Genomic DNA, 23423 nt, shown 5'->3' with positions numbered 1-23423 from the left:
CCCGTAAGACCGCCCCCACACGATCGAAGCCGCGCTACACTCCGCCCGCCCGGCGAAAGACCAGGTCAGACAGCGAAATCCTGCTGGAGTACTAGCCGGTGGCGTCAGGGTCCTCGAAGAGGGCGAGCATCCGGCTGAGCACCCGCACGCATGTGTCCACATCGGCTGCGGTGAGATCGTCCGCCGCCTCGCGCAGCAGTGCGTGTTCCCGTGCGACGACGGCCTCGATCGCCGTGCGGCCGGCGTCGGTCAGGCGGATCAGTGAGGACCGCGCGTGCGCCGGGTTCGGCACGGCCTCCACCAGGCCGTCCGCCGCGGCGTCGTTGACCATCCGCTGGACGAACTGACGGCTGATGGACTGCGCCCGGCCCATGTGGGGGACCGTCATCGGTCCGTGCTCGCGCAGCAGATCGAGCACCGCGCGCACCCCCACCGACATCCCCTGCCGCGGGGCGTCCTGTTCGATCTTGCGGTGGACCCGCCGGTAGAGCGGTCCCACCAGGGCAAAGACCTCCATCAGCCGCGGTCCCGCCTCGTCGGGCGACAGCGGACGTTCTCCATCACTCACCCACCGATGATAAATGACAATTGAGTTGCCACTCCTCCCCGCTTCATGACAACCTGGTTGTCATGAATGAAGCTTCCGATCTCGACTTCTTCGCATCCTCCGACGGCGAGCTCGCCTACCGCGACACTGGCGGCACCGGCCTGCCCGTGGTGCTGCTGCACGCCGGTTTCCTCGACCACACCATGTGGGACGAGCACATCCCGGCCTTCGCGAAGGAGTTCCGCGTCATCGCACCCGACGCCCGCGGCCACGGATGGTCCGCCAACGCGAGTCGCCCGTTCCGCCAGACCGACGACCTCGCCGCACTGCTGCACCACCTGGACGTCGGTCCCGCCGTCCTCGTCGGCGTCTCCATGGGTGCGGTGATCGCGGTGGGAACCGCGCTGGAACACCCCGAGCTGGTCCGGGCCCTGGTCGTCTCCGGCGGCGGCACGGACGAACGCGAGTTCACCCACCCGTGGTCCAAGCAGATCCAGGCCGCGCAGTTCCAGGCTCTGGCTGCCGGCGACATCGAGGCATGGCACGACGCGAGCGACGCCTGGGCACACGGCCCCGAACGACCGCGGGACGCCGTCCGGCCCGAGATCTACCTCCGCCTGCGCCGGATGCGCGAGCGGACCATCGCCAAGCACACTCCCGGGGAACCCGACCACCACGTCCCGGTCGAGGACCTCGGCGCCCGGGCCGGCCGGATCGCCGTCCCCGTGCTCGCCCTCAACGGCGCACAGGACGCACCCGAGCTACGGGCCATGGCGGAGTTCGTCGCACGCACGGCACCGCGAGGCTGGACGACCGTGATCGAGGACGCCGCACACTTCCCCCACCTCGACCACCCCGAGGAATACACCCGGTTCGTCACCGACTTCCTCCGCGGCCTGGACCCGCAACCGCCCGTCCGTCCGTGAAGACCACCATCGACGTGCAGGAGCCCGGCGTCGGAGGCGTGCATGTCACCGAACGGCTGTGCGCCCACCGCCATGTCGACGTCGGGTCCTCCGGCACCTGCCGGATCGGCGCCCGGGCCACCCACGCCGACGACGGCCGGACCGAGAACCTTCCCGTCGATTCCCTGCGCCGCCTCGTCGAGCACGCCGACCCGATCGAGAACCGGCTTCCGGTCCGCCTGCCCAAGCCCCGCGCGCTGCGGCTCGAACGGCGTTGTCACGTTGTCGGGTGTGTGACTGCCCGACGGCGCGTCGGGCAGGCTGGGCCTGGGAACCGGGCCTGTGGTCAGGCCGTGGTGGGCCGGTCGGCAGCGCCGGTGACGTGGCCCAGATCGCGAAGCGGATGTTCATACCGGCTCGGTGGGCGACAGCGGTCATCAGGTGTCGGCGGGGCCGGAAGTGGGGCGAGATGCCGCTGAACGCGGACAGGAACCGCTGGGCCCCGCCCACGGAGCGAAAGCCTGTCATCGCCCGTTCACGCTGCCTCGTTGGCTGGCGGCTGTCCTCGGCCCGGTTGTTCAGGTACTTCGACTGACGGTGCTCGACGGAAGGCATGACCTCGCGGCGGGCGGCGCCGTGGGAGCGGAACTTGTCGGTGACGATCACCCGCGGCACCGTGCGGGTCTTCTTCATCAGGCGGCGCAAGAAGCGCCCGGCCGCGGCCTTGTCCCGGCGGTCCTGCACCAGGGTGTCCAGGACGTTGCCGTCCTGGTCGACCGCCCGCCACAGGTACTTCCTCGGCAGGGCGTTGTGACGATGGTTGACCGGGTGGGACGATTTTCGGGTTGATCAAGCTGCGAGGGGTCGTCTGTGGCCGGCGCACCGTCGCGCAGGGGTCACCGGTACCCGGTCGAGATCATTGCCCACTGTGTGTGGTGGTACTTCCGCTTCCCGCTGTCGTTCCGCGAGGTGGAGAAGCTGATGCTTCAGCGTGGTGTGCTCGTCTCGTACGAGACGGTGCGGCGATGGTGTGGGAAGTGGGGCCAGGTCTACGCAAACGGACTACACCGTCGCCGGCCCCGGCCCGGCGGCACACGGCACTTGGACGAGGTCTTCATCAAGGCCAACGGCGAGCGGAAGTACCTGTGTCGGGCCGTCGACCAGGACGGCAACGTGCTGGACATCCTCGTGCAGAACCGGCGGGACACCGCTGCGGCCAGGCGGTTTTTCCGCCGCCTGATGACGAAGACGTGTTCGGGCCCGCGGGTGGTCGTCACCGACAAGCTCCGCTCCTACGGCGCTGCCCACCGCGAGGTCATACCCTCCGTCGAGCACCGGCAGTCGAAGTACCTCAACAACCGGGCGGAGAAAGGCCACCAGCCCACGCGACGGCGTGAACACGCGATGAAGGGCTTTCGAAGCACCGGTGGGGCACAGCGATTCCTGTCCGCGTTCAGCGGCATCTCACCCCACTTCCGGCCCCGACGCCACCTGATGACAGCCTCCGGCTACCGCGCCGAGATGACCATCCGCTTCGCCATCTGGGAACCAGATCACCGGCGCCAGCCGGCCCACCACGGCCTGAACACAGCCCCGAGCCGCAAGCCCTTACGCCCCGCCCCGACACACCTTCAGGCAACGACCCACCCGACAACGTGACAGCGCCGTGCAAAGGTCAGCCTGCTGTCGGGCTCTGCGGGACCTGCGCTCGCGTGAACCCGTGACTCCGCTCCACTTTCGCCACATGCAGCGTGTAGCTCTGGTACCACTCGGCTTGCCCGCGCTTTTGCGCCGCGCGGTGCTCGGCGTTGCTCCGCCACTCGGTGAGGGCATCGGCGTCGCGGAAGTACCCGACGGTAATGCCCAGCCCGCCAGGAGTCTGCGCGTGGTCCATCCCCAGGAACCCAGGGACGTCCTTCACCAGGTCTTCCATGTGTGCGTTGGTCTCGCTGTAGCCGCTCTGGACCTCAGTTCGCACCGTAGTGAAGACAGCCACGTAGTAGGGGGGTTCATAGGCCTCGACAGGTGCGACAGGCGCTTCCGAGTGATCGCTCATGGCGCCACCGTAAGGCTGGATGCGCCCAACGATCCAGCGTCTTTCCTGAACGGGATCAAGGGATCGGGCCTTGTCCAAAGCTATCTGAGCTCTCCTCCAGCTCCTCGGAAACGGCCACGAGCCCACCGGCTCACAGAACGGCGCGAGGGGCGGGGAACACCAGGGCGAACCCTGCCTGATGCGGCGCTAGGGCGCGTATCGAGTCGTGATCAGGCTAGTGCCGCATCAGGCAATGTTCGCCCTGTCCCCGTCCTCCGGTGCCGGCGCGGTTGCGATCAGTCGGTTCCTGATCCCCTCGGCGGTCAGCACGAGTGTGAAGCCTTTGCGCAGGACGGCGAGTTCTGGTTCCTGGCGGGACTCGTCGTCGGTGGCCGTGGTGTCGGATCCGAAGACGACCTTGTAGCCGCGTTCGTATGCCTGCCGGGCCGTGGTGCCGCAGCAGTAGTTGGTGAGGGTGCCTGTGACGATGACCGTGTCGCGGCCGAGGTTGCGCAGCATCGTGTCGAGCGGGGTGTCGTAGAACGCGCCGTAGGAGGGCTTGCGGATCAGGGCCTCGTCGGGGCGGCGGCCCATCGGAGCCCACACCTCGACGGGTCCCGGCTGCTGGCCCTGTGGGAGGACTCACGGCTGGAGGCGCTGGGCCTACCGAGGCCGGACACGGCACTCGCGGAGGCGGTGGACCCGTCCCGCACCGACAGCGGGGCGTAGGGGCTCACGAGCCGGCACGGAAGCCCGCGGCCCGCGGCTCGCGCGGCCAGCCGACCGGCCCGACGACGCCACCACGACCGGCAGCCCCGCCTCCGGGACCGACGCGGCCCGGCCGCTTCCGCCGTCGCGCGCGGGTCCCGGTGGAGGTCTCCGTCTCGCCGCTCCCTCGCGGGCTCCGGAATGCGCGACGGCGCGTGCCGCGGCACGTCGTGGAGGGCCGCGGCGCGGAGCCGGTGAGCGGCGGCCGTATCCCGCTCGTCACACAGGCTCGACGGCAACGGGCATCGCGTGCCCCCCCCGGACTTCCGGCATACCCCCCCAGGGTATATAGTCGATCCTGTCGGGAGGGGCGGATCGAGCCCCTCCGGAAGCGACCCGTGCATCGACAACCGAGGAAGACGCCATGACCGACCTGAAGAACTCCGACTCCTGCTGCTCCACCGACGGCTCGTGCCACTCGGGCGCCGCGACCGGCACCCGGGACGGCGCCGTCACCACCGTCTACCGGGTGTCCGGCATGACCTGCGGACACTGCGAGGGCGCGGTCTCGCGGGAGATCTCCGCACTCGACGGCGTCACCACGGTCACGGCGGTCGCCGGGACCGGTGAGGTCACCGTCACCTCCGCCGCCCCGCTCGACGAGGAAGCCGTCCGCGCCGCCGTCGACGAGGCCGGTTACGAGCTCGCCGGCGCGGCATGAGCCCGTCCGGGGCCCGACGGCCCCGGAGCACGCGCATTCCTCCCCGCCGGGGCGTGCCGCTCCGCTGATACGGACGCCGCACGTCCCGGCCCTCCCCAGGAGTACCTCCATGACCAGCACGGCTCCCGACAAGACGCTTCCCGACCGGGCGCCCTCGCCCGTCTCCGAGGTCGAGCTCTCCATCGGCGGCATGACCTGCGCCTCCTGCGCGGCCCGCATCGAGAAGAAGCTCAACCGGATGGACGGCGTCACGGCGACCGTCAACTACGCCACGGAGAAGGCGAAGATCTCCTATCCGGACGGGATCGAGGTCGCCGACCTCATCACCACGGTCGAGAAGACCGGCTACACGGCAGCGGCGCCGCCCCCGCCCGCTCCCCCGGGCGACGGGGGCGACGCCGGGAGCACCGCGCCCGCCGCCGACCACGAGCTGCTCACCCTGCGGCAGCGCCTGTTCGTGTCGCTGGCCCTCTCGGTGCCCGTGGTGCTGATGGCGATGGTCTCGGCCCTGCAGTTCGAGAACTGGCAGTGGCTGTCGCTGACACTGGCCGCTCCGGTCGTGGTCTGGGGCGCGTCGCCCTTCCACCGGGCCGCCTGGACGAACGCCCGGCACGGCGCGGCGACCATGGACACCCTGGTGTCGATCGGCACGCTCGCCGCCCTCGGCTGGTCGCTGTGGGCCCTGTTCTTCGGCACCGCCGGCATGCCGGGCATGCAGCACGGCTTCGAGTTCGCCGTCTCCCGTTCCGACGGCTCGTCCTCCGTCTACCTGGAGGCCGCGGCCGGCGTGACGACGTTCATCCTCGCCGGGCGCTACCTGGAGGCGAGGTCCAAGCGCAAGGCCGGCGCGGCGCTCAGGGCACTGCTGGAACTGGGCGCGAAGGACGTCTCCGTGCTGCGGGACGGCACCGAAGTACGCATTCCTGTCGCCCAGTTGGTGCCGGGCGACCGCTTCGTCGTCCGCCCGGGCGAGAAGATCGCGACCGACGGGACCGTCGTCGAGGGGATCTCCGCGGTCGACGCCTCCCTGCTGACCGGCGAATCCGTACCGGTGGACGTGGGCGTCGGCGACACCGTGACCGGGGCGACGGTGAACGCCGGCGGCCGACTCGTCGTCGAGGCGACCCGGGTCGGCGCCGATACGCAGCTGGCTCGCATGGCGAAGCTGGTCGAGGACGCCCAGAACGGCAAGGCCGAGGTGCAACGCCTCGCCGACCGGATCTCCGGAGTCTTCGTCCCCGCCGTCCTGCTGATCGCGGCGGCCACCCTCGGCGCCTGGCTCGGTGTCACGGGTGACGCGACCGCCGCCTTCACGGCCGCCGTGGCCGTCCTGATCATCGCCTGCCCCTGCGCCCTCGGTCTCGCGACGCCGACCGCCCTCATGGTCGGCACCGGCCGCGGCGCCCAACTCGGCATCCTGATCAAGGGCCCTGAGGTCCTGGAGTCCACCCGCCGGGTCGACACGGTCGTCCTCGACAAGACCGGCACCGTCACCACCGGCCGGATGAGCCTCCACGACGTGTTCACCGCACCGAATGTGACCGAAGGCGAACTGCTGCGCCTCGCGGGTGCGTTGGAGCACGCCTCCGAGCACCCGATCGCCCGGGCGGTCGCCGCCGGTGCCGCGGACCGGGCGGGAAGCCTGCCGGTCCCCGAGGACTTCCAGAACGTCGCCGGTCTCGGCGTCCAGGGCGTCGTCGACGGACACGCCGTACTCGTCGGCCGCGAGAAGCTCCTCGAGGAGTGGGCGATCGAGCTGCCGCGCGAACTGGCCGACGCCAAGGCCGCCGCGGAGGCCGAGGGGCGCACCGCAGTGGCCGTGGCCTGGGACGGCGAGGCCCGCGGTGTCCTGACCGTCGCGGACGCGATCAAGGCGACCAGCGCCGAGGCCGTGGCCGAGCTGCGCCGACTGGGGCTGACACCGGTCCTGCTGACCGGGGACAACAGGCTCGTCGCCGAGTCGGTCGCTCGGAGCGTCGGCATCGACGAAGTGATCGCCGAGGTGCTGCCGCAGGACAAGGTCGACGTCGTCAAGCGGCTCCAGGCGCAGGGCCGCACGGTCGCCATGGTCGGCGACGGCGTCAACGACGCGGCCGCCCTCGCCACCGCGGACCTCGGTCTGGCGATGGGCACGGGCACGGACGCGGCGATCGAGGCGGGCGACCTGACCCTCGTACGGGGCGACCTGCGGGTGGCGGCGGACGCGATCCGTCTCTCCCGCAAGACCCTGTCCACCATCAAGGGCAACCTGTTCTGGGCCTTCGGCTACAACGTCGCGGCCCTGCCGCTCGCGGCCTTCGGGATGCTCAACCCGATGATCGCGGGCGCCGCGATGGCCTTCTCGTCGGTCTTCGTCGTCACCAACAGCCTGCGGCTGCGCTCCTTCAGGTAGCCGCCCGCGCCGTACGGGCCGCCGCCCGGTCGCCGTCCGCGAGGACAGGGGCCGGGCGGCGGCGCACCGGGACGGGCGCGGGCCGGGCGGCGGGCGCCCCGGTTCGGCGCCCGCACCTCAGCGGCAGGGCGTCAGCGGCGGCAGCAGATGCTCGATCTCCTCGAAGCAGCTGCCCGTGCGGTCCCGCAGCAGCGCGTGGAAGCGCCGCTCCAGCGCCTCGGGAGGGGCGGGGAGGCGCCGCACCACGACCGGCTCCAGCAGCTCCAGCAGACGCGTGTGCCCCGATCGCGCGCGATGTCCACGGCGCGGCGCCCGTCCCGGGTGCGCTGCGTGCGCCAGGCGCCGTGCGCGATCAGCCGGGACACGACCGCGAAGTCCGCGCCGTGCCAGGCCGCCTGGCGCAGCGGGGCGAAGCCGCTCCGGTTGCCGGGCAGCGGGGGATCGACCCACTCCGGACGGCTCCCCGACTCCTCGAAGAGGCCGTTCCAGTCGGCGTCCCGGGCCATGTCCGCGAAGCGGTCCCGCCCCTGGAGGCACCGGTCGCCGAAACGTTCGCGGTCGGTGAGGCCGTCCCGCTCCCTCCTGATCACGCGGACACGGTAGCCGACCGCGCCGGGGCCGGTCCCGGCGCGGAAATCAGCCGTCCCGTCCCGGACCGCGGCAGCCGGGGAACACGTCCGCCCCGCTGACGACGAGGCGGTCCCCGGGGCCGTCGCCGACGGGCGGCGAAAGTCTCCGCCCCACCCTTGCCGCATACCCCCAGGGGGTATACAGTCGACGACTGTGGGGCCCGGGAGGACGGGCCGCACTCGACGGGAATGGGGATGACGGTCATGGACCACACCGCTCACCGCACGACGACCGGGCACCACCCCGCGCCGCACGAGGAGCACCACGGCCACGCGGGGCCGGGAGCGTCCTGGGGCACGGCGGTCAGGGCGACCCTGCACTGCCTCACCGGCTGCGCCGTCGGCGAGATCCTCGGCATGGTCATCGGCACCGCCCTGATGTGGGGCAACGCGGCCACCATGGTCCTGGCGATCGCGCTGGCGTTCCTCTTCGGCTACTCGTTCACCCTTTTCGCCGTCGTCCGGGCCGGACTCGACCTCGGGAGCGCGGTCAGGGTGGCGCTCGCCGCCGACACCGTGTCCATCGCCGTGATGGAGCTCGTCGACAACGGCATCATCGCCCTCGTCCCCGGCGCGATGGACGCCCACCTCTCCGAGGGGCTGTTCTGGTCGTCCCTGCTCGGCGGCTTCGCGGTCGCCTTCCTGATCACCACCCCGGTCAACAAGTGGATGATCGGCCGCGGCAAGGGCCACGCCGTCGTCCACGCCCACCACTGACGATCAGCCGGCGAGGACGTCGGCGCCGACGGTTTCAGCCGTCCGCGCCGACGTCCTCGCCGGCGAGCGCACCCATCCGCAGGTTCCAGCGGCCGCTCCGGCCGGTGAGACGCACCGCGGACAGCGGCGGGACGTCCACGCGCCAGAACGACGACAACGGCGCGTCCAGTGCCCGCAGTACCGCGGCCCGCGCCACGGCCTGTTCCACCACGGCCAGCACCGGTCCCGCGTCCGGCGGCAGCCCGTCCAGCCAGGCGGTGACCCGGCCGCAGGCGTCCGCCACGGATTCCCCGCCGTGGGGAGCGGCTCCGGGATCGGTCATCCAGGCCGCCAGCCCGGCACCGTCACCGGCCGCCACCTCGTCGAGCGTCCGGCCCCGCCAGTCGCCCATGTCCAGGTCCCGCAGAGCCGGTTCGACGACGGCGTCCCAGCCCAGGGCCCGTGCCGTCCGCCGGCATCGCTGCGAGGGCGCCGTACGCCGGGCGGCCGTGGCGGGCAGGACCGCGGCGACGGTCGCCGCCACCGCCCGTGCCCGACGCAGCGCCGGCTCGTCGAGGCGGGTGTCGCCGAAGCGTACGTCGCGGCCCGTGGGGGCGGCGGCGCACAGCAGGGTGAGCCGTACGGTCATGACGGTCCCTTCGCCGGATTCCGCCCGGTGGGCGGTTCATCGTGGGTGGCGTACGCCATGTTGGCCGACGGTCGCGGTGCCCCTACCATCAGGGGCGACAAGGACGACGGCGCCACGGAAGCCGGTGCAAGCCCGGCACGGTCGCGCCACTGTGTGCCGCCCCTCCCCCGAGGTGGCGGTGAGTCAGACCCGACGCCGTCGTCGCGTGCTCCACACGATGCGGGACGCGATGTTCCCGAGGAGGTCTCGCCATGGCGCAGTCCACCGCCGCCCCCACGCCCACCGTCCAGACCCTCACTCCGCTGCCGTTGCGGGCGATCGCCCCCTGGGCGGTCTTCGTCGGCGTCCTGATGCTCGTCCTGCTGTACTTCGTCGGCGCCGAGCAGGGCGCCACCGCACTGGTCTCGGGTGAGGGCGTGCACGAGTGGGTGCACGACGCCCGCCACCTCCTCGGCTTCCCCTGCCACTGACGGGGCGCCGCTGCCATGAACTCCGCCACCGTACGCACCCTGCTGGTACGCGGCATGCTCGCCGGCCTGGGCGCCGGCGTGCTCGCCTTCGTCTTCGCCCGTTTCGTCGGAGAGGGTTCCGTGGACGCGGCCATCGCGTTCGAGGAGTCCCGCTCCCACGAGCACGGTGAGGAACTGGTCGGCAGGTCCCTCCAGTCGACGGCCGGGCTCGCCACGGGCGTGCTCGTCTTCGGCGTCGCCATCGGCGGCATCGCGGCGCTCGCGTTCTGCTTCGCGCTGGGGCGCATCGGCCGGTTCGGCGCGCGGGCGACCGCCGCGCTGACCGCGCTCGCCGGCTTCCTCCTCGTCTATCTGGTACCGATCCTGAAGTACCCGGCGAACCCGCCGGCGGTCGGCGACCCGGACACCATCGGCAGGCGCACCGGCCTGTTCGTGCTGATGATCGCCCTGAGCGTGCTGCTGGGCACGGCCGCCGTCCTGCTGGGCCGCAGGCTCGCCCCGGCCTGGGGCAACTGGAACGCCTCCATCACCGCCGGCGTCGCCTTCGTCACGGTGGTCGGGGTCGCGATGGCGGTCCTGCCGCCGGGGGACAGCATCCCGGCGGGCTTCCCCGCCGCCGGTCTCTGGGAGTTCCGGATGGCCTCGATCGGCATCGAGGCCGTGCTGTGGTCCGCCTTCGGGCTCCTCTTCGGCCACCTGGCCGAACGCGTCCTGGAACCGGGAGCCGTACGCGGCAGGGTGGCCGGCCTGGCCGCCTGAGACGACGACACGGCCCCACTCGACGGGGGCTGCCGGGGGCGCGCCCGGCAGCCCCCGTCGGGCATGGTGCGCGCCGGCTCGCATCGGCCGACTCCGGCGATCGGCTGACGGAGCCCGTCCGGCCGACGGCCGTGAAGGCCTCCAGGAACTTCCGGTGCCTCCGGATCCCGCACGGGGCCCGCTGCTGCATCCGGGTGGTTCCGGCGGCGTACCGCAACCGGGACCCCGGGCCGAGGAGTCACTCCCGGCAACCTCCGCGACCCCTGCACGAGAGGAAACCGCCATGGCCCACCTCACCACGACGCACAGCCGGCCCTCCTGGGCGAGCGAGGACTTCCTCCTCGCGCCGCCGGACCCCGCCCGCCGTTTCGAACCGGCGCTCGACCCCCGGGACGTGCGCCGCCTGGAACTCCACGCGGTCCTCACCACCGCCGGGATCGCCCCGATGCCCGGTGACCGTGAGGCCATCGAGCAGCTCAGCGCCCTCCCCCACGGCGTGCAGTCGACGCTGCACCGCTGGCTCACCCACGCCCTGGCGTGAGCACCCCGCATCCCCGAGGCCGGCGGCCCTTCCCGACACACGGCGCGAGGAGGGCCGCCGGCCTCAGTCCGCCACCCGTACGACGGACCCCTCACCGCCGCGCGCGCACGCGTGAGCCGGCCGGTGGGGCAGGAGCGGTTTGCGGATCAGGATCAGCGCCGCGTCGTCGTGCAGGTGGCCGCCCACATGGGCGAGCAGATCGTCGTGGAGCGCGGTGAGGGTGCGTACCGGCTCGTCGGTCAGCGTCCGCGCCAGCCCGTCGTGGAGGGGATAGAACTCGCGGTCGCCGTCGCGGGCCTCGGTGACGCCGTCGGTGTAGAGCAGCAGCTGGTCGCCGTCGGTGAACGGCAGGACATCGAGGTCGGGGGTCTGGTCCGTGAGGGCGCGCAGGCCGAGCGGCGGGGCCGGACGCGGCGGATCCACCGGGACGACGCCGCCGGACGCGCGGACCAGCAGCGGGGGCGCGTGTCCGCAGTTGACCACCTCCAGCTGCCCGGGACGCGGGTGTCCGGCTACCACGGCGGTCACGAAGTCGTCGGGACCGAGGTTGCGCGCCAGGCTGCGTTCGATCCGGTCGACGACCGCGAGGAGGTCGGGTTCGTCGTGCGCGGCCTCCCGGAAGACACCGAGCACCAGCGCGGCCGTGCCCACGGCCGGCAGCCCCTTGCCCCGCACGTCGCCCACGATCAGGCGGACGCCGTACGGGGTGGACACCAGGGCGTAGAGATCGCCGCCGATCCGGGCCTCGGCCGCGGCGGCGCTGTAGCGGACGGCGACCTGGAACGGGCCGACCGTGGGCGGCACCGGCACGAGCAGCGCGTGCTGGGCGGTCTCCGCGACCGAACGCACGGCGGCGAGGACCCGTTCCCGGCGCCCGCGCAACACGCTGGCCAGGCCGCTCGCCAGGGTGACGGCGACCAGGACGGAGAGCACGGCGGCCAGGTCACCTCCCGGTACGCCGTGCCGCAGGCCGTGGACGACGCCGAACGCCGCGGCGAGCAGGCCGACGCACAGGACACCGCGCGGACCGTTGGTGGTGGCGGCCAGCGCGGGCCCGGCCGCGAGCAGCGGCAGCCAGATCACCCCGGCCCCGCCGGCGAGGTCCAAGGCCAGCACCACGACGGTCACGAGCAGCACCGGCAGCACGGCCGTCGCCGCGGCCGGCCACGCGAGGGCCCGCCGGACCGCCGACGCCCCGGGGACGCGCGCGCGTCGGTGGAAGGGCCGCACGGTCCGGTGGCCGTCACGACGGTCTCGGGCCTGGCTCATGGGGTGTCCGCAGTCCTCGTCTGTGCAGGGGGATCTTGCATGGAGATCCGTGCGTGGGGGATCGCCCCCGGAACTCCTGTTTCCTCCAGGAATACGGGTTCGACCCGCGCGTCACAAGGAGAGGGTTTTCAGATAGTGAGCGACAGGCCCCTGGTCACCCGGCTCGCCGTCGGGATGAGCCGCTCCCTGATCTGCCGCAGCCGGGGCAGCCGGTCCGCCGGCAGGGACACCCCGAGCGAGCCGAGGGTGTCCCCGCTGTAGACGGGGACGGCGACGCAGACCGTGCCGAGGATGTACTCCTCCAGGTCGGTGACGGCCGGGGCCATCGGCGCGGCGTCCAGGCGGCGCAGCAGCTCGGCCGGGCTGGTGATCGTGCGCGGGGTGAGGTCGCGGAGGTGGTGGCGGGAGAGGTACTCGCGGCGGGCCTCGTCGTCGAGCTCGCGCAGGACGGACTTGCCGAGCGCGGTGGCGTGCCCGGCGTCCTCGAAGCCCACCCAGAGGTCGACGCGGGGTGTCCGGGGGCCGTCGACGATCTCGGCGACCCGGATCTCGCCGTCCTCGTAGAAGGTGAGGTAGGCGGCGGTCGTCAGCTCGTCCCGCAGCGCGGCGAGCGCCGGACGGACCCGGTTGAGCAGCTCCTGCCCGCGGCCCGTCGAGTGCAGCGTCCGGAGCCTGTCGCCCAGGACGAAGCCGCCGTCCTCCAGCTTGCGCACGTATCCGTCGTGGACCAGCGTCCGCAGCAGGTGGTAGGCGGTCGCCAGGGGCAGGCCGGTCTCGCGGGCGAGTTGCTTCGCCGGGGCGCCGTTCTCGTGCGCGCCGACCGCCTCCAGCAGGCGGAAGGCCCGCTGGACGGACGTGATCAGCGTCGGCCCGCCCTGCGCACCCATGCGTCCAGCGTGCGTCAGGGGCGGGGAACGGGCAAGGCGGGCGGAGGAAGCGTCGCTTTCGGGGCACCCGGTCCGACGAACGACGTGAAGGACACGAGCGGCGCGTACGACGCGAACGCGATGACGGGCACGAAGGGCGCGGAAGGCGTGAAGGGAATGAGCGGCATGAACCACGCGAGCGGCACGAACGACGCGGACCGTGAGGGCTCGCGGCGGGTCCCCCCGTCCGAGGAGCGCGACACCGTGGAGCGGCTGGTTCCGGCCTGGCTGGCGGAGACCGAGCGGCACGACCCGGCGGCGGCCCGCCGGGCCCGGGCGGAGTGGGAACACGGTTCCCTGTCGGCCCACACGGCGGAGGACCTCGCCACCTGGGTCACCGCCAGGGTCACCGACACCGGCTTCAACGAGGACGAGGGCCCGCGCGTCGACGGGCCGGCCCGCATCACCCCGGCCGACAAGGACGCCGTGCACCGCTGGCTCGCGGGGCAGGGGCACGGCGTCTGAGGCCCGGGCCCGGCGGGCACTCGTGTCGACGGCGTCACGCCGGGTACCCGGAGATCTCGACGTCACGGTCCTCCGGACCCGGCCCGCCGGACGCGCCGGGTGACGGACCGTCCAGGAGAAGGGGGCAGCGATGACGCAGCACGCGGACGACGACGCTCTGGACCAGCCCGCGGGCGTCGCGGAACTGCGGCTGGCGACGGGAGAACCGGATCCCGCCCCGCCGAACGACGTGCCCGCGCAGGAGCTGCCGCTCGACCGCAACCAGGCGATCCTCCAGGCCGCCAAACAGGTCGGTTCCCTCCTGAAGCGCAAGGGCCACCCGTTCGCCCTGGCGGGCAGCGTCGCCGTGTACGCCCACGGCGGCACCCAGAACCTCCAGCACGACGTCGACTTCGCCATCCGCCCCGAGGACGCGGAAGCCGTCGCGGAGACGCTGCGGGAGGCGGGGCTGACGGTGTACGAGCCGCCGGAGGACTGGCTGCTGAAGGCCGGCTGCCTCGGTCAGCAGGTCGACCTCATTTTCGAACTGGCCCACCGGCCGGTCGGCACGGAGCTGCTGGAGCGGGCCGAGCGGCTCTCCGTCGACTCGGTCCTCATGCCGGTCCTGTCGCCGACCGACCTGGTGCACAGCCGGGTGGCCGCCTTCTCCGAGCACCACTGCGACTTCGGGGCGGTCCTGCCGATCGCCCGGGTGCTCCGGGAGAAGGTCGACTGGGACCGGGTGCGCCGGGACTGCGGCGACGAGCCGATGTCCGACGCGTTCTTCTACTTCCTGGAACGGCTGGACGTCATTCCGCCGAGGCCCAGGCCGAAGGAGGACCGGTGATGAAGCCCTTCGCCGAGCCCGCGGGCGGCGGTGCCGACAGCGCCGGCCGGCCTGCCGGGGACGCCGGGAACATCGAGTACCGCGTCGCCCATCTGCACGACCGGCTCGCCGCCGAGGAACTCGCCGAACTGGGCGTGCGCGCCGAGGTGCGCGCCGGGTCGGTGGTGGTGACCGGCACGGTGCCCTCCGTGCAGTGCCGCGAGACGCTGCTGCGGACCGTCCACGAGGAACTGGCCGGACTCGCCGTGCACACCGACGTGGTGGTGGCCGAGACCGCCTCGCCCGACCATGCGGAGGACCTGCCATGATCCGCGTAGCAGCCGTCGGGGACATCCACATGGGTTCCGACAGCCAGGGCCTGCTGCGGCCCGCCTTCGAAACCCTGGACCAGTGCGCCGACCTGCTGCTGCTGGCGGGCGACCTGACCCGGCACGGTACGCCCGAGGAGGCGCGGGTGGTGGCCCGGGAGGTGCGGGGTCTGCCGGTGCCGGTGGTGGCTGTGCTCGGCAACCACGACCATCACGACGAGCAGCCCGAGAAGGTCACCGGGATCCTCCAGGAGGCGGGCGTGACGGTCCTGGAGGGCGAGGGGACCGTCGTGGAGTGCGGCGGCACGCGTGTCGGCGTCGCCGGGACCAAGGGCTTCGGCGGCGGGTTCGTGGGCCGCAGCGCCGGAGAGTTCGGCGAGCCGCTGATGAAGGAGTTCGTCCGCTACACCCGGCGCAGCGCGGACGCGCTGCACGGCGCGCTGGCGGAGCTGGGCCGGGACGGCTGCGACGTCCGGGTCGCGCTCACCCACTTCTCCCCCGTCGCCGACACCCTCGCCGGCGAGCCGCCGGAGATCTACCCGTTCCTCGGCAGCTACCTGCTGGCCGAGGCCATCGACACGGCCGGCGCCGACCTCTCCGTCCACGGCCACGCCCACATGGGCACCGAGCACGGAATGACGGCGGGCGGGGTCCGGGTGCGGAACGTGGCCCAGCCCGTGATCCGGCGGGCGTTCAACGTGTACCAGCTGCACGCCGCCTGACCGGGGGCCCCGTGCCGGCCGTCCGGCGCCGGCCCGCATGTTCGAACACGCTCATCTGTGCGCTGGGCTCCCCTTCGCACGAGGGAGGGGAGCCCCAGGTGCGCCCGGTGTCAGCTCGTGGCGCGGACCGCGGTGCGGATCAGGTCCGCGACCTCCTTCGGCCGGGACACGGCGACGGCGTGCGAGGCGCCCTCGAGTTCCACGACCGTCGCGCCGGCGCGCTTGGCGCCGAACCGCTCGACCTCGGGGTTGATGGCGTTGTCCGCGCCGGCGATCAGCGCCCAGGAGGGCTTGTTCTTCCAGGCGGCCGCGGCGGCGGTCTCCTCGAACGCGGCGGCCGCCAGCGGGCGCTGGGCGGCGGCGAGGACCTCGGTGACCTCGGCCGGCACGTCGGCGGCGAACACGGACGGGAAGGCGTCCTCGGCGATGGTGACCTCGGCGGCGGGCTCGCCGCCCGGCACCGGGTACGTCCACTGCCTGAGGTTGTCGACCAGCGGGGACAGCGGGAAGCGGCCCTGGAGCTCGCCGAGGCTCTCGCCCTCCTCCAGGACGTAGGCGGCGACGTACACGAGGCCGACGACGTTCTCCGTGACGCCGGCGACGGTGATGAGGGCGCCGCCGTAGGAGTGGCCGACGAGGATCACGGGGCCGTCGATCTGGGCGGCGACGGAGGCGACGTACGCCGCGTCGGACGCCAGGCCGCGCAGCGGGTTCGGCGGGGCGATCACGGGGATGCCGTCGCGCTGGAGTTCGGTGATGACACCGGACCAGCTGGTCGCGTCCGCGAACGCGCCGTGGACGAGGAGGACGGTGGGGGTGGTGCTCATGCCGGGTGTCTCCTCGGGTCAGGCGGTGTGCAGGGCGGTGCGGAGGGTGGTGACGGCCTGGGTGATCGCGGCCTCGGCGGCGTGGGTCTCCCGCAGGGCGTTGAGCATGACGAAGTCGTGGACGATGCCCTGGTAGCGGACGGCGGTGACGGGGACGCCGGCCTGGCGCAGCTTGTTGGCGTAGGCCTCGCCCTCGTCGCGCAGGACGTCGGCCTCGCCGGTGATGACCAGGGCCGGGGGCAGGCCGGTGAGCTGGTCGACGGTGGCGCGCAGCGGGGAGGCGGTGATCCGGGCGCGCTCGGACTCGTCGGTGGTGTACTGGTCCCAGAACCACTGCATGCCGTCACGGCGCAGGAAGTAGCCGGTGGCGAACTGGTGGTAGGAGCCGGTGTCGAAGCTCGCGTCGGTCACCGGGTAGAAGAGGACCTGGTGCACCAGCGGCACGTCGCCGCGTTCCTTGGCCATGAGCGTGAGGGCGGCGGTCATGTTGCCGCCGACGGAGTCGCCGGCGGCGGCGATGCGGGTGGCGTCCAGGCCCTTGGTGGCGCCCTGTTCGACGATCCAGCGGGCGACCGTGTAGTTCTGCTCGATGGCGACGGGGTAGCGGGCCTCGGGCGAGAGGTCGTACTCGGGGAAGACGACGGCCGCGCCCGCGCCGACGGCGAGTTCGCGCACCAGGCGGTCGTGGGTGTGGGCGTTGCCGAAGACCCAGCCGGCGCCGTGGATGTAGAGGATGACGGGCAGGGTGCCCCGGCTGCCGGCCGGCTTGACGATCCGGGCGCGGACGCTGCCCGTGGGTCCGCCGGAGACGGTGATCCACTCCTCGTCCACGGCGGGCTTGTCGATCTCGCCGGACTGCACCTCGTCGACGGCCTTGCGTCCCTCCGCCGGCGCCAGGTCGAACAGGTACGGCGGGTTCGCGGTCGCCTCCACGAACGCCTGGGCGGCGGGTTCCAGCACCGGCGCGGCCGGCTCGACGACGTCGGACATGAGATTCTCCTGCTGTCGGGGGTGTGCGTCTGTCCTGCCCGTTCACGCTAGAGGCGCTCCACGGACGGGAGTTGTCCGCAGGTGCAACGGCAGTGTGCTCAGAGCGCACAGCGCGTGACGTCCGGTCGGCCGCGCCGACGGCGGAGCCGTTGACGGAGCCGTCACCGCGCCGGAACGTCGTCAGCCCCGGCCCGCGCGGTCCCGCCACTCGCGGGGGGACATGCCGTAGGCGGTGCGGAACACGCGGCTGAAGTGCGTGGCGCTCGTGAAGCCCCAGCGGCCCGCCACGGCGGCGATGGTGCGGCTTCCGCGGCCGTGGCGCGTCAGATCGCGGCGGCACTCCTCCAGGCGGCGGCGCAGGATCCAGCGGCCGACCGTGGTTCCCTCGTCCTGGAACAGCTTGTGCAGGTAGCGCACGGAGATGTGGTGGGCTCGGGCGAGGGTCTCCGGGGACAGTTCCGGTTCCGTCAGGTGCAGTTCGACGTACTCCATGATGCGGGCCGTCATGGGCGGCGCCTGGGAGCCCGTTCCCGGGGTGACGGTGCCGAGCTGTTCGGCGGCGAGGGTCGCCAGGAGGTTCACGGCGTTCCCGGCGAGCATCTCGCCCACCGGTGGCCGGGCCTTGACCGCGGTGCGGGCCAGGTCGGACAGCAGCGGCGAGAGCAGCGCGCCGAGCCGGGAGGTCCGGGCGACCGGGGTGCGGGTGATCCGTCCCGCGTCGGCGGGGGTGAGGCCCAGCAGGTCGGCCGGCACGAGGAAGACGGTGGCGCGGAACCGTTCGGGGAAGTCCAGGGCGGGCGGGCGGCGGGCGTCGTAGAAGCAGATGTCGCCGGGGGCGAGACGCACGCTCACCGGGTCGGGGGCCGGCAGGCGGGTGGCGGCCCGGAGTCCCACGAAGAGGTACTCGCCGGCCTCCCGTGCGTGCGGCCGGTGCTCCGGCCGGGGTGCCCGCTCGCCCGGCAGCCGGCCGGGGCCGGTCTCGGCGGTCATGATCTCGACGCCCAGGGGCGTCCGGCAGACGGGTGTGTCGATCGTGCTGGTGGTGGACATCTTCCGGCGGTGCCTCCTGAGTGGACGACTGTCTGACGCGTCGTCCGGACGGTAGGCCGGGGGATGTGCAAAAAGAGTGACAACGCAGTGACGGCGGGGGCGCGCGCTCGGCTCGTCAGGTACGTCCGGCGGGTTCGGCGCGCTCGGCGGCGAAGGCGTGCAGCAGGTCGTGCAGGGTGTGGTGGCCGGGGGCGTGTTCGGTGATCAGGTGGGCTTCGGCGAGTTCGCCGAGGAGCCGACGGGTCCCGCGGACCGGCAGCCCGGTGAGCGTCGCCGCCGACGCCGGGGTGATGTCGGTCCCGAGGTGGCGGGGCAGGAGCCGGAACAACCGGGCGGCCTCGGGGCTCAGCAGTCGGTAGGAGCCCAGGAAGGCGGCCCGGACGTCGGCCGTTCCACCGGAATCGGCGAAGGCCTCCAGGGTGCCTCGCGTCGCACGCAGGTGGGCGGCGAGGTCCGCGAGGGGCAGCCGACGGCGGCCGGCCGCCCGTCGGGCGACGGCGGCCAGCGCGAGGGGCAGCCGGCCGCACCGGGCGACGATCTCGTCGGCGGCCAGGGGCTCGGCGGCCGTCCGGCCGTCGCCGATCAACCCGGCCAGCATCGCGCGGGCGTCCTCGGCCGGGAGCGGCTCCACGCGCAGCGGGCGGGCGCCCGAGGCGATGAGGCCGGGCAGGGCGTGGCGGCTGGTGACCAGCGCCAGACAGCCCGGTGCGGCGGGCAGCAGCGGACGCAGTTGTTCCGTGCCGGCCGCGTCGTCGAGGACCACGAGGACGCGCCGGCCGGCCAGCAGGGTGCGGTACAGGCCGGTCAGGGCGGCCGGCCCGGCCGGCATCCGGGCCGCGGGGACGCCGAGGACCGTGAGCACCGTCCGCAGCGCCTCCTCGGGCTGTGCCGCGCGCCCCGCCGGGTCGCTGCCGCGCAGCGGGACGTAGAGGTGTCCGCCGGGGAAGCGGCCGGTGGCCCGGTGGGCCCAGTGCACGGCGAGGGCGGTCTTGCCGACGCCCGCCATGCCCCCGATGAGCACGGCCGCCGGGGCCCCCGCGGTCCCCTCGGCCGCGTCCCACGCCGCCGTCAGCCACTCCAGCTCGGCCGCGCGCCCCGTGAAGCGGGCGGGATCCGGGGGGAGCCGGGCGTGCCCCGCGGACGCCGTCCGGTCCGGTACGGCGGGGGCGGCGCCCGACGTGCCGTCGGCGTCCCGCGGGTCCGGCCCCACCCGTACGACCGGGGCCCGTCGGCCGAGGCGCACGCGCGGCCCCGCCGTCAGCCGGCCCACGTCCTGGCGCAGCACGCGCGTGTGGGCCGCCGCCAGTTCGGCACCGGGAGTGGTGCCGAGATCGGCGGCGAGCCGGCGGCGGACCTCCTCGTGGGCCGCGAGGGCCTCCGCCTGGAGGCCGCAGGCGGCGAGGGACAGGACCAGCCGGGCGTGCAGCGGTTCGTCGAGCGGATCGAGCGCGGCGGCCCGGCGCAGGACGGGCAGGACCTGTGCGGACCGGCCGCAGAGCAGGGCGGCGTCGGCCGCCAGCCGGGCCGCCTCGAGGAGTTCGCGGCCGAGGGCGGTGAACTGGACGTGCTCGCGCGCGGCGGCGGGGATGCCCATCGCCACCGGTCCGCGCCACTCCCCCAGGGCCCCGATCAGGCGCAGGGCCGCCGTCTCGGCCCGGCCGGTGGCGACCGCCCGCTTGCCCTGCCGGGTGAGTTCGCGAAAGCGCAGCAGGTCGACCTCGTCCGGGGCGGCCTCCAGCAGGTAGCCGCCGGGACGGCGCAGCAGGCGCCGGCCGGGGGCGCGGGGCGGCAGTTCCGGCTCCAGCAGGCGCCGTAGCGCGCCGAGGTAACGGCGCACCACGTTCAGCGCGCTGGCGGGCGGTTGCCCCGGCCACAGCAGGGCGAGCAGCTCACCGGTGGGCACCGGCCGGCCCGCGCAGGCCAGGAGCAGGGCGAGCAGGGCGCGCTGCTGGGGGAACCCGAGGTCGAGTTCCGCGTCCTGGCGCCACACCCGCACCGGTCCCAGCACCTCGAACCGCGTCACGGCGGGGTCAGCAGGCACTGGCCTGACCGCCGTCCCGTCCGGCCAGCCGGGCCCGGACCCGCTCGGCGTCGGGGTGGTCCAGGGTTCTCAGGAGCGCGAGGGCCTCGGTCCAGGCGGCGCGGGCGCTGTCCTCGTCTCCCATGGCGCGGTGGGTGTCGCCGGCCCGGGCGAGGATGTCGGCCTCGGCGTAGGGCGCGCCGAGGTCCCCGAGGAGGGCGAGGGCGTTGCGGTAGGCGAGGAGGGCCTGCGGGTGGCGGCCGAGTTGCTGGTGGGCGTAGCCGATGCTGTCCCAGGTGGCCGCCTGGCCGTAGCGGTCGCCGAGGTCCTGGAGGGTGGTCAGGGCCTCGAAGCAGTGCGTCAGCGCCTGCCGGTGCTCGCCCAGCAGCGCGTGGTACCAGCCGACCGAGTTGAGGGCGCTGGCCTGCGCGGCCCGGTCGCCGACCGCCCGGAACAGGGCGAGGGCGAGCTGGTTGTGACGCAGGGCGCCGGGCAGGTCACCGCGCTGCTCGCTCTCCCAGCCGAGGCTGCGGTGGGTGTTGGCACGGCCGGTGTCGTCGCCGAGGCCGGTGAACAGTTCGAGGGCCGCTTCGAGGCGGGGCCGGGACCGGTCGTGCAGGCCGAGCCGGCCCTCGATGCGGGCGAGGCCGCGCAGCCCGCGGGCCTCCATGGCGGGTTCGGCGAGCCGTCGGGCGGCGTCGAGGGCGGTGCGCTGGACGGTGAGCGCGTCGTGCCAGTGGCCCCGGCGGTCGAAGAACGGTTCCAGGGACCAGGCGAGATGGCAGGCGAGACGTTCCTGCCCGGTGGTGGCGGCGTGGTCGACGACGGCGAGGAGCACCGCGTGTTCGGCGGTGAGCCAGGTGAGGGCCCGGTCGTCGTCGGCGAGCGGTTCGGGGTGGACGCCCTCGGGTGCGGGCGGGGGCGGCGGCGGGTCGGCGTTGGGGGCGAGCAACCGGTCGGCGGCGTGGGCGGTGTGCAGGTAGTGGTGGTGCAGCCGGTGCAGGGCCGCCCGCCGTTCGGCGTGGGTGTGCCGCTCCTCGACGAGTTCGCCGGCGTGGGCGCGCAGCAGGTCGTGGAAGGCGTGCCGGCCGGGGCTGTGCTCGGCGACGAGGTGCAGGCCGGTCAGTTCGGCCAGCAGCGGCCGGGTGCGGCGGACCGGCAGTCCGGCCAGGGCGGCGGCGGCCGGCAGGGTGAAGTCGGGGCCGGGGTGCAGGGCGAGCAGCCGGAACAGCCGGGCCGCCGCGTCGGAGATCTGGCGGGAGGACCAGGAGAAGACGGTGCCGACGTCCACGGAGGCGTCGGAGCGGGCGAACGCGTCGAGGCTGCCGTGCGCCTCGCGCAGTTCGGCGGCCACGGCCGACAGCGGGAAGTGCGGGTGTGCGGCGGCGCGCGCGGCGACGCAGGCGAGGGCCAGGGGCAGTCCCGCGCACAGTTCGGTGATCTCGTCGGCGGCGCGCGGTTCGGCCTCGACCCGTTCGGCGCCCAGACGGCGGACGAGGAGGGCCCGCGCCTGCCCGGTGTCGAAGGGCCTCAGTGTCAGGGAGTGGGCGCCGTGCGTGGCGACCAGCCCGGCCAGGGCGTCGCGGCTGGTGACGACGGTGAGGCAGCCGGGCGAGCCGGGCAGCAGGGGCCGTACGTGGTCGCTGTCGCGGGCGTTGTCCAGGACGACGAGGATCCGCCGCCCGGCCAGCACGCTGCGGTAGAGGGCGGCCTGGGCGTCCACGCCGTGCGGTATCCGGTCGGGCGGTACGCCGAGGGCGTCCAGGAAGCCGCGGACGGCCTCGCCGGCCTCCATGACCGCGCCGGAGGGGTCGTAGCCGCGCAGGTTGACGTAGAGCCGGCCGTCGGGGAAGCGGTGGGCGACGCGGTGCGCCCAGTGCACGGCGAGGGTGGTCTTGCCGACGCCGGCCATGCCGCCGATGGCGCTGATCACCACGGTGTCGGGTGCGGTCGCGTCACGGGGCGTGAGGGCGAGGATCTCGTCGAGTTCGCCGCTGCGGCCGGTGAACGCCGGAATGTCGTGCGGGAGCTGGGCGGGGACCGGGAAGGCGGAGAGACCGGCGGGGGTCTCCCCGGGGGCCGGGACGAGGGGTTCGCACGGTCCCGCGGGGGGAGCGCCGGACGCGTCCGCGCCCGGACGCGCGTCGGCAGGTCCGGGCACCGCCGCCCCGCCCGCGCCGGGCCCCGACCGCAGCACGGTCTCGCGGGCCCGGCGCAGTTCCGCACCGGGATCGATCCCCAGTTCGTCGGCGAGCCGGGTCCGTACGGCGTCGTACACGGCGAGGGCCTCGGACCGGCGGCCCGCCGCCGCCAGGGTGAGGATCAGCGCGGCCCGCACGGGTTCGTCCAGGGGATGGGCGGCGGCGGCCCGGTGCAGGTGGGGCAGGACGGCCACGGGACGTCCGGCGCGCAGGGCGGCGTCGGCCGCCTCGCGCACGGCGGCCAGGCGTTCGCGGTCCACCGCGTCGAAGGCCGGATGGGCGCGGGCCGCCGCGGGCAGGCCGGCGGCGACCGGTCCCCGCCACAGGGCGAGCGCCTCGGTGAGCGGGCCGAGGGCCCGCTCGGGCGACTCCCGTGCCGTCCGCTCCGCGGCCCGGCGCAGGGCGCGGAAGCGGGCCAGGTCCAGTGAGTCGGCGTCGGTCGCGAGCCGGTAGCCGCCGGCGTCCCGCAGCAGCCAGCGGCCCTCCGCGCGGGCGGCGAGGCCGGGCTCCAGCAGGCGCCGCAGCGAGCCCACGTGCCGGCGGACCACGTTGACCGCGCTGCGGGGCGGGGCGGTCCCCCACAGGGTGTCGATGATCTCGTCCATGCCGACCGGCTGGCCCGCTCCTGCCGCCCGCCCAGCTCCAGCTCGGTCTCGCCCCGGCGCACGCGCACGGGCCCCAGGACGGCGAACCGCACGGATTCCAGCGGCACGTCTTCCCCCTCCGGTGTCACTCCCCGGAGGCCGACCCTACGTCACGGCCGGGGT

23 protein-coding genes, 2 pseudogenes and 1 riboswitch are annotated in these 23423 nt (G+C 73.9%); of the genes and pseudogenes, 12 read left to right on the top strand and 13 right to left on the bottom strand.

Annotated features, from left to right (window positions below):
• Window positions 1-91: 91 nt before the first annotated feature.
• Window positions 92-568, bottom strand: coding sequence for a MarR family transcriptional regulator (locus AB0N31_RS29790; RefSeq protein ID WP_366061550.1), 477 nt, complete (start codon window positions 566-568; stop codon window positions 92-94).
• Between the two features lie 62 nt (window positions 569-630).
• On the opposite strand from AB0N31_RS29790, the gene AB0N31_RS29785 reads away from it, so the two are divergent.
• Window positions 631-1473 (top strand): alpha/beta hydrolase, encoded by an 843-nt coding sequence (locus AB0N31_RS29785; protein WP_366061549.1) that lies wholly within the window; start codon window positions 631-633, stop codon window positions 1471-1473.
• Window positions 1474-1920: 447 nt separating this feature from the next.
• Here the strand turns inward: AB0N31_RS29785 and AB0N31_RS29780 are convergent.
• Window positions 1921-2250, bottom strand: a pseudogene (locus tag AB0N31_RS29780) (DDE-type integrase/transposase/recombinase); the annotation flags it as partial.
• A 72-nt stretch (window positions 2251-2322) separates the two neighbouring features.
• On the opposite strand from AB0N31_RS29780, the pseudogene AB0N31_RS29775 reads away from it, so the two are divergent.
• A pseudogene (locus tag AB0N31_RS29775) lies at window positions 2323-2967 on the top strand (IS6 family transposase); the annotation flags it as partial.
• Window positions 2968-3127: 160 nt separating this feature from the next.
• Here AB0N31_RS29775 and AB0N31_RS29770 read toward each other — a convergent pair.
• Together AB0N31_RS29770 and AB0N31_RS29765 are read right to left on the bottom strand one after the other, a co-directional pair.
• Window positions 3128-3508, bottom strand: coding sequence for an antibiotic biosynthesis monooxygenase (locus AB0N31_RS29770; protein WP_366061548.1), 381 nt, complete (start codon window positions 3506-3508; stop codon window positions 3128-3130).
• A gap of 225 nt (window positions 3509-3733) precedes the next feature.
• Window positions 3734-4081 (bottom strand): isochorismatase family cysteine hydrolase, encoded by a 348-nt coding sequence (locus AB0N31_RS29765; RefSeq protein ID WP_366061547.1) that lies wholly within the window; start codon window positions 4079-4081, stop codon window positions 3734-3736.
• A 538-nt stretch (window positions 4082-4619) separates the two neighbouring features.
• Between AB0N31_RS29765 and AB0N31_RS29760 the strand changes: the two genes are divergently transcribed.
• Complete coding sequence (locus tag AB0N31_RS29760) at window positions 4620-4916, top strand: heavy-metal-associated domain-containing protein (protein WP_366061546.1); 297 nt, start codon at window positions 4620-4622, stop codon at window positions 4914-4916.
• A gap of 109 nt (window positions 4917-5025) precedes the next feature.
• Window positions 5026-7308: a heavy metal translocating P-type ATPase gene (locus tag AB0N31_RS29755; RefSeq protein WP_366061545.1), complete on the top strand. Its 2283-nt coding sequence runs from the start codon at window positions 5026-5028 to the stop codon at window positions 7306-7308.
• Between the two features lie 131 nt (window positions 7309-7439).
• Here AB0N31_RS29755 and AB0N31_RS29750 read toward each other — a convergent pair whose 3' ends face one another.
• Window positions 7440-7898, bottom strand: a complete 459-nt coding sequence (locus AB0N31_RS29750) for a hypothetical protein (protein ID WP_366061544.1) — start codon at window positions 7896-7898, stop codon at window positions 7440-7442.
• Between the two features lie 243 nt (window positions 7899-8141).
• Here AB0N31_RS29750 and AB0N31_RS29745 point away from each other — a divergent pair, with 243 nt between their 5' ends.
• Window positions 8142-8654, top strand: coding sequence for a DUF4396 domain-containing protein (locus AB0N31_RS29745; protein ID WP_366061543.1), 513 nt, complete (start codon window positions 8142-8144; stop codon window positions 8652-8654).
• Window positions 8655-8688: 34 nt separating this feature from the next.
• Here AB0N31_RS29745 and AB0N31_RS29740 read toward each other — a convergent pair whose 3' ends face one another.
• On the bottom strand, window positions 8689-9282 hold the full coding sequence (locus tag AB0N31_RS29740; RefSeq protein ID WP_366061542.1) for a histidine phosphatase family protein: 594 nt from the start codon (window positions 9280-9282) through the stop codon (window positions 8689-8691).
• A 116-nt stretch (window positions 9283-9398) separates the two neighbouring features.
• Window positions 9399-9471, top strand: a riboswitch (cobalamin riboswitch).
• A 62-nt stretch (window positions 9472-9533) separates the two neighbouring features.
• Here AB0N31_RS29740 and AB0N31_RS29735 point away from each other — a divergent pair.
• From AB0N31_RS29735 to AB0N31_RS29725, 3 genes are all read left to right on the top strand, one after another.
• Window positions 9534-9752 carry a CbtB-domain containing protein gene (locus AB0N31_RS29735; protein WP_366061541.1) on the top strand — a complete coding sequence of 73 codons (219 nt, stop codon included), beginning with the start codon at window positions 9534-9536 and terminating at the stop codon, window positions 9750-9752.
• A 15-nt stretch (window positions 9753-9767) separates the two neighbouring features.
• Window positions 9768-10511: a CbtA family protein gene (locus AB0N31_RS29730; RefSeq protein ID WP_366061540.1), complete on the top strand. Its 744-nt coding sequence runs from the start codon at window positions 9768-9770 to the stop codon at window positions 10509-10511.
• Between the two features lie 283 nt (window positions 10512-10794).
• Window positions 10795-11052 (top strand): hypothetical protein, encoded by a 258-nt coding sequence (locus tag AB0N31_RS29725; protein ID WP_366061539.1) that lies wholly within the window; start codon window positions 10795-10797, stop codon window positions 11050-11052.
• Window positions 11053-11115: 63 nt separating this feature from the next.
• On the opposite strand, the gene AB0N31_RS29720 is transcribed toward AB0N31_RS29725, so the two are convergent.
• Entirely contained in the window at window positions 11116-12321 is a 1206-nt protein-coding gene (locus AB0N31_RS29720; protein WP_366061538.1) for a PP2C family protein-serine/threonine phosphatase, read from the bottom strand.
• A gap of 128 nt (window positions 12322-12449) precedes the next feature.
• Window positions 12450-13208, bottom strand: a complete 759-nt coding sequence (locus tag AB0N31_RS29715; RefSeq protein WP_366061537.1) for an IclR family transcriptional regulator — start codon at window positions 13206-13208, stop codon at window positions 12450-12452.
• 84 nt (window positions 13209-13292) lie between these two features.
• Here AB0N31_RS29715 and AB0N31_RS29710 point away from each other — a divergent pair, with 84 nt between their 5' ends.
• The 4 genes from AB0N31_RS29710 to AB0N31_RS29695 all read left to right on the top strand — a co-directional run bounded on the left by AB0N31_RS29710 (window position 13293) and on the right by AB0N31_RS29695 (window position 15568).
• The gene (locus AB0N31_RS29710) at window positions 13293-13712 is read left to right on the top strand and encodes a hypothetical protein (protein ID WP_366061536.1); all 420 of its coding nucleotides are present in this window, start codon (window positions 13293-13295) and stop codon (window positions 13710-13712) included.
• A gap of 130 nt (window positions 13713-13842) precedes the next feature.
• On the top strand, window positions 13843-14538 hold the full coding sequence (locus tag AB0N31_RS29705) for a nucleotidyltransferase family protein (protein ID WP_366061535.1): 696 nt from the start codon (window positions 13843-13845) through the stop codon (window positions 14536-14538).
• Complete coding sequence (locus AB0N31_RS29700) at window positions 14538-14846, top strand: hypothetical protein (RefSeq protein ID WP_366061534.1); 309 nt, start codon at window positions 14538-14540, stop codon at window positions 14844-14846. Before AB0N31_RS29705 ends, AB0N31_RS29700 begins: the two co-directional genes overlap by 1 nt.
• A complete protein-coding gene (locus AB0N31_RS29695) occupies window positions 14843-15568 on the top strand; it encodes a metallophosphoesterase (RefSeq protein WP_366061533.1) in 726 nt (241 codons plus the stop codon). The genes AB0N31_RS29700 and AB0N31_RS29695 overlap by 4 nt, the downstream gene beginning before the upstream one ends.
• A 110-nt stretch (window positions 15569-15678) precedes the next feature.
• Here AB0N31_RS29695 and AB0N31_RS29690 read toward each other — a convergent pair whose 3' ends face one another.
• From AB0N31_RS29690 to AB0N31_RS29670, 5 genes are all read right to left on the bottom strand, one after another.
• Window positions 15679-16395, bottom strand: coding sequence for an alpha/beta hydrolase (locus AB0N31_RS29690; protein ID WP_366061532.1), 717 nt, complete (start codon window positions 16393-16395; stop codon window positions 15679-15681).
• An 18-nt stretch (window positions 16396-16413) separates the two neighbouring features.
• Window positions 16414-17385 (bottom strand): alpha/beta hydrolase, encoded by a 972-nt coding sequence (locus AB0N31_RS29685; protein ID WP_366061531.1) that lies wholly within the window; start codon window positions 17383-17385, stop codon window positions 16414-16416.
• 180 nt (window positions 17386-17565) lie between these two features.
• Window positions 17566-18435 carry a helix-turn-helix domain-containing protein gene (locus tag AB0N31_RS29680; protein WP_366061530.1) on the bottom strand — a complete coding sequence of 290 codons (870 nt, stop codon included), beginning with the start codon at window positions 18433-18435 and terminating at the stop codon, window positions 17566-17568.
• Window positions 18436-18550: 115 nt separating this feature from the next.
• Window positions 18551-20476 carry a BTAD domain-containing putative transcriptional regulator gene (locus AB0N31_RS29675; RefSeq protein WP_366061529.1) on the bottom strand — a complete coding sequence of 642 codons (1926 nt, stop codon included), beginning with the start codon at window positions 20474-20476 and terminating at the stop codon, window positions 18551-18553.
• Window positions 20466-23261, bottom strand: coding sequence for a BTAD domain-containing putative transcriptional regulator (locus AB0N31_RS29670; RefSeq protein ID WP_366061528.1), 2796 nt, complete (start codon window positions 23259-23261; stop codon window positions 20466-20468). Before AB0N31_RS29670 ends, AB0N31_RS29675 begins: the two co-directional genes overlap by 11 nt.
• Window positions 23262-23423: the final 162 nt, after the last annotated feature.

This window comes from Streptomyces sp. NPDC051051, assembly GCF_040682975.1.
Taxonomy (GTDB): Bacteria; Actinomycetota; Actinomycetes; order Streptomycetales; family Streptomycetaceae; genus Streptomyces.
This window is presented reverse-complemented; position numbering and strand designations above follow the sequence as displayed.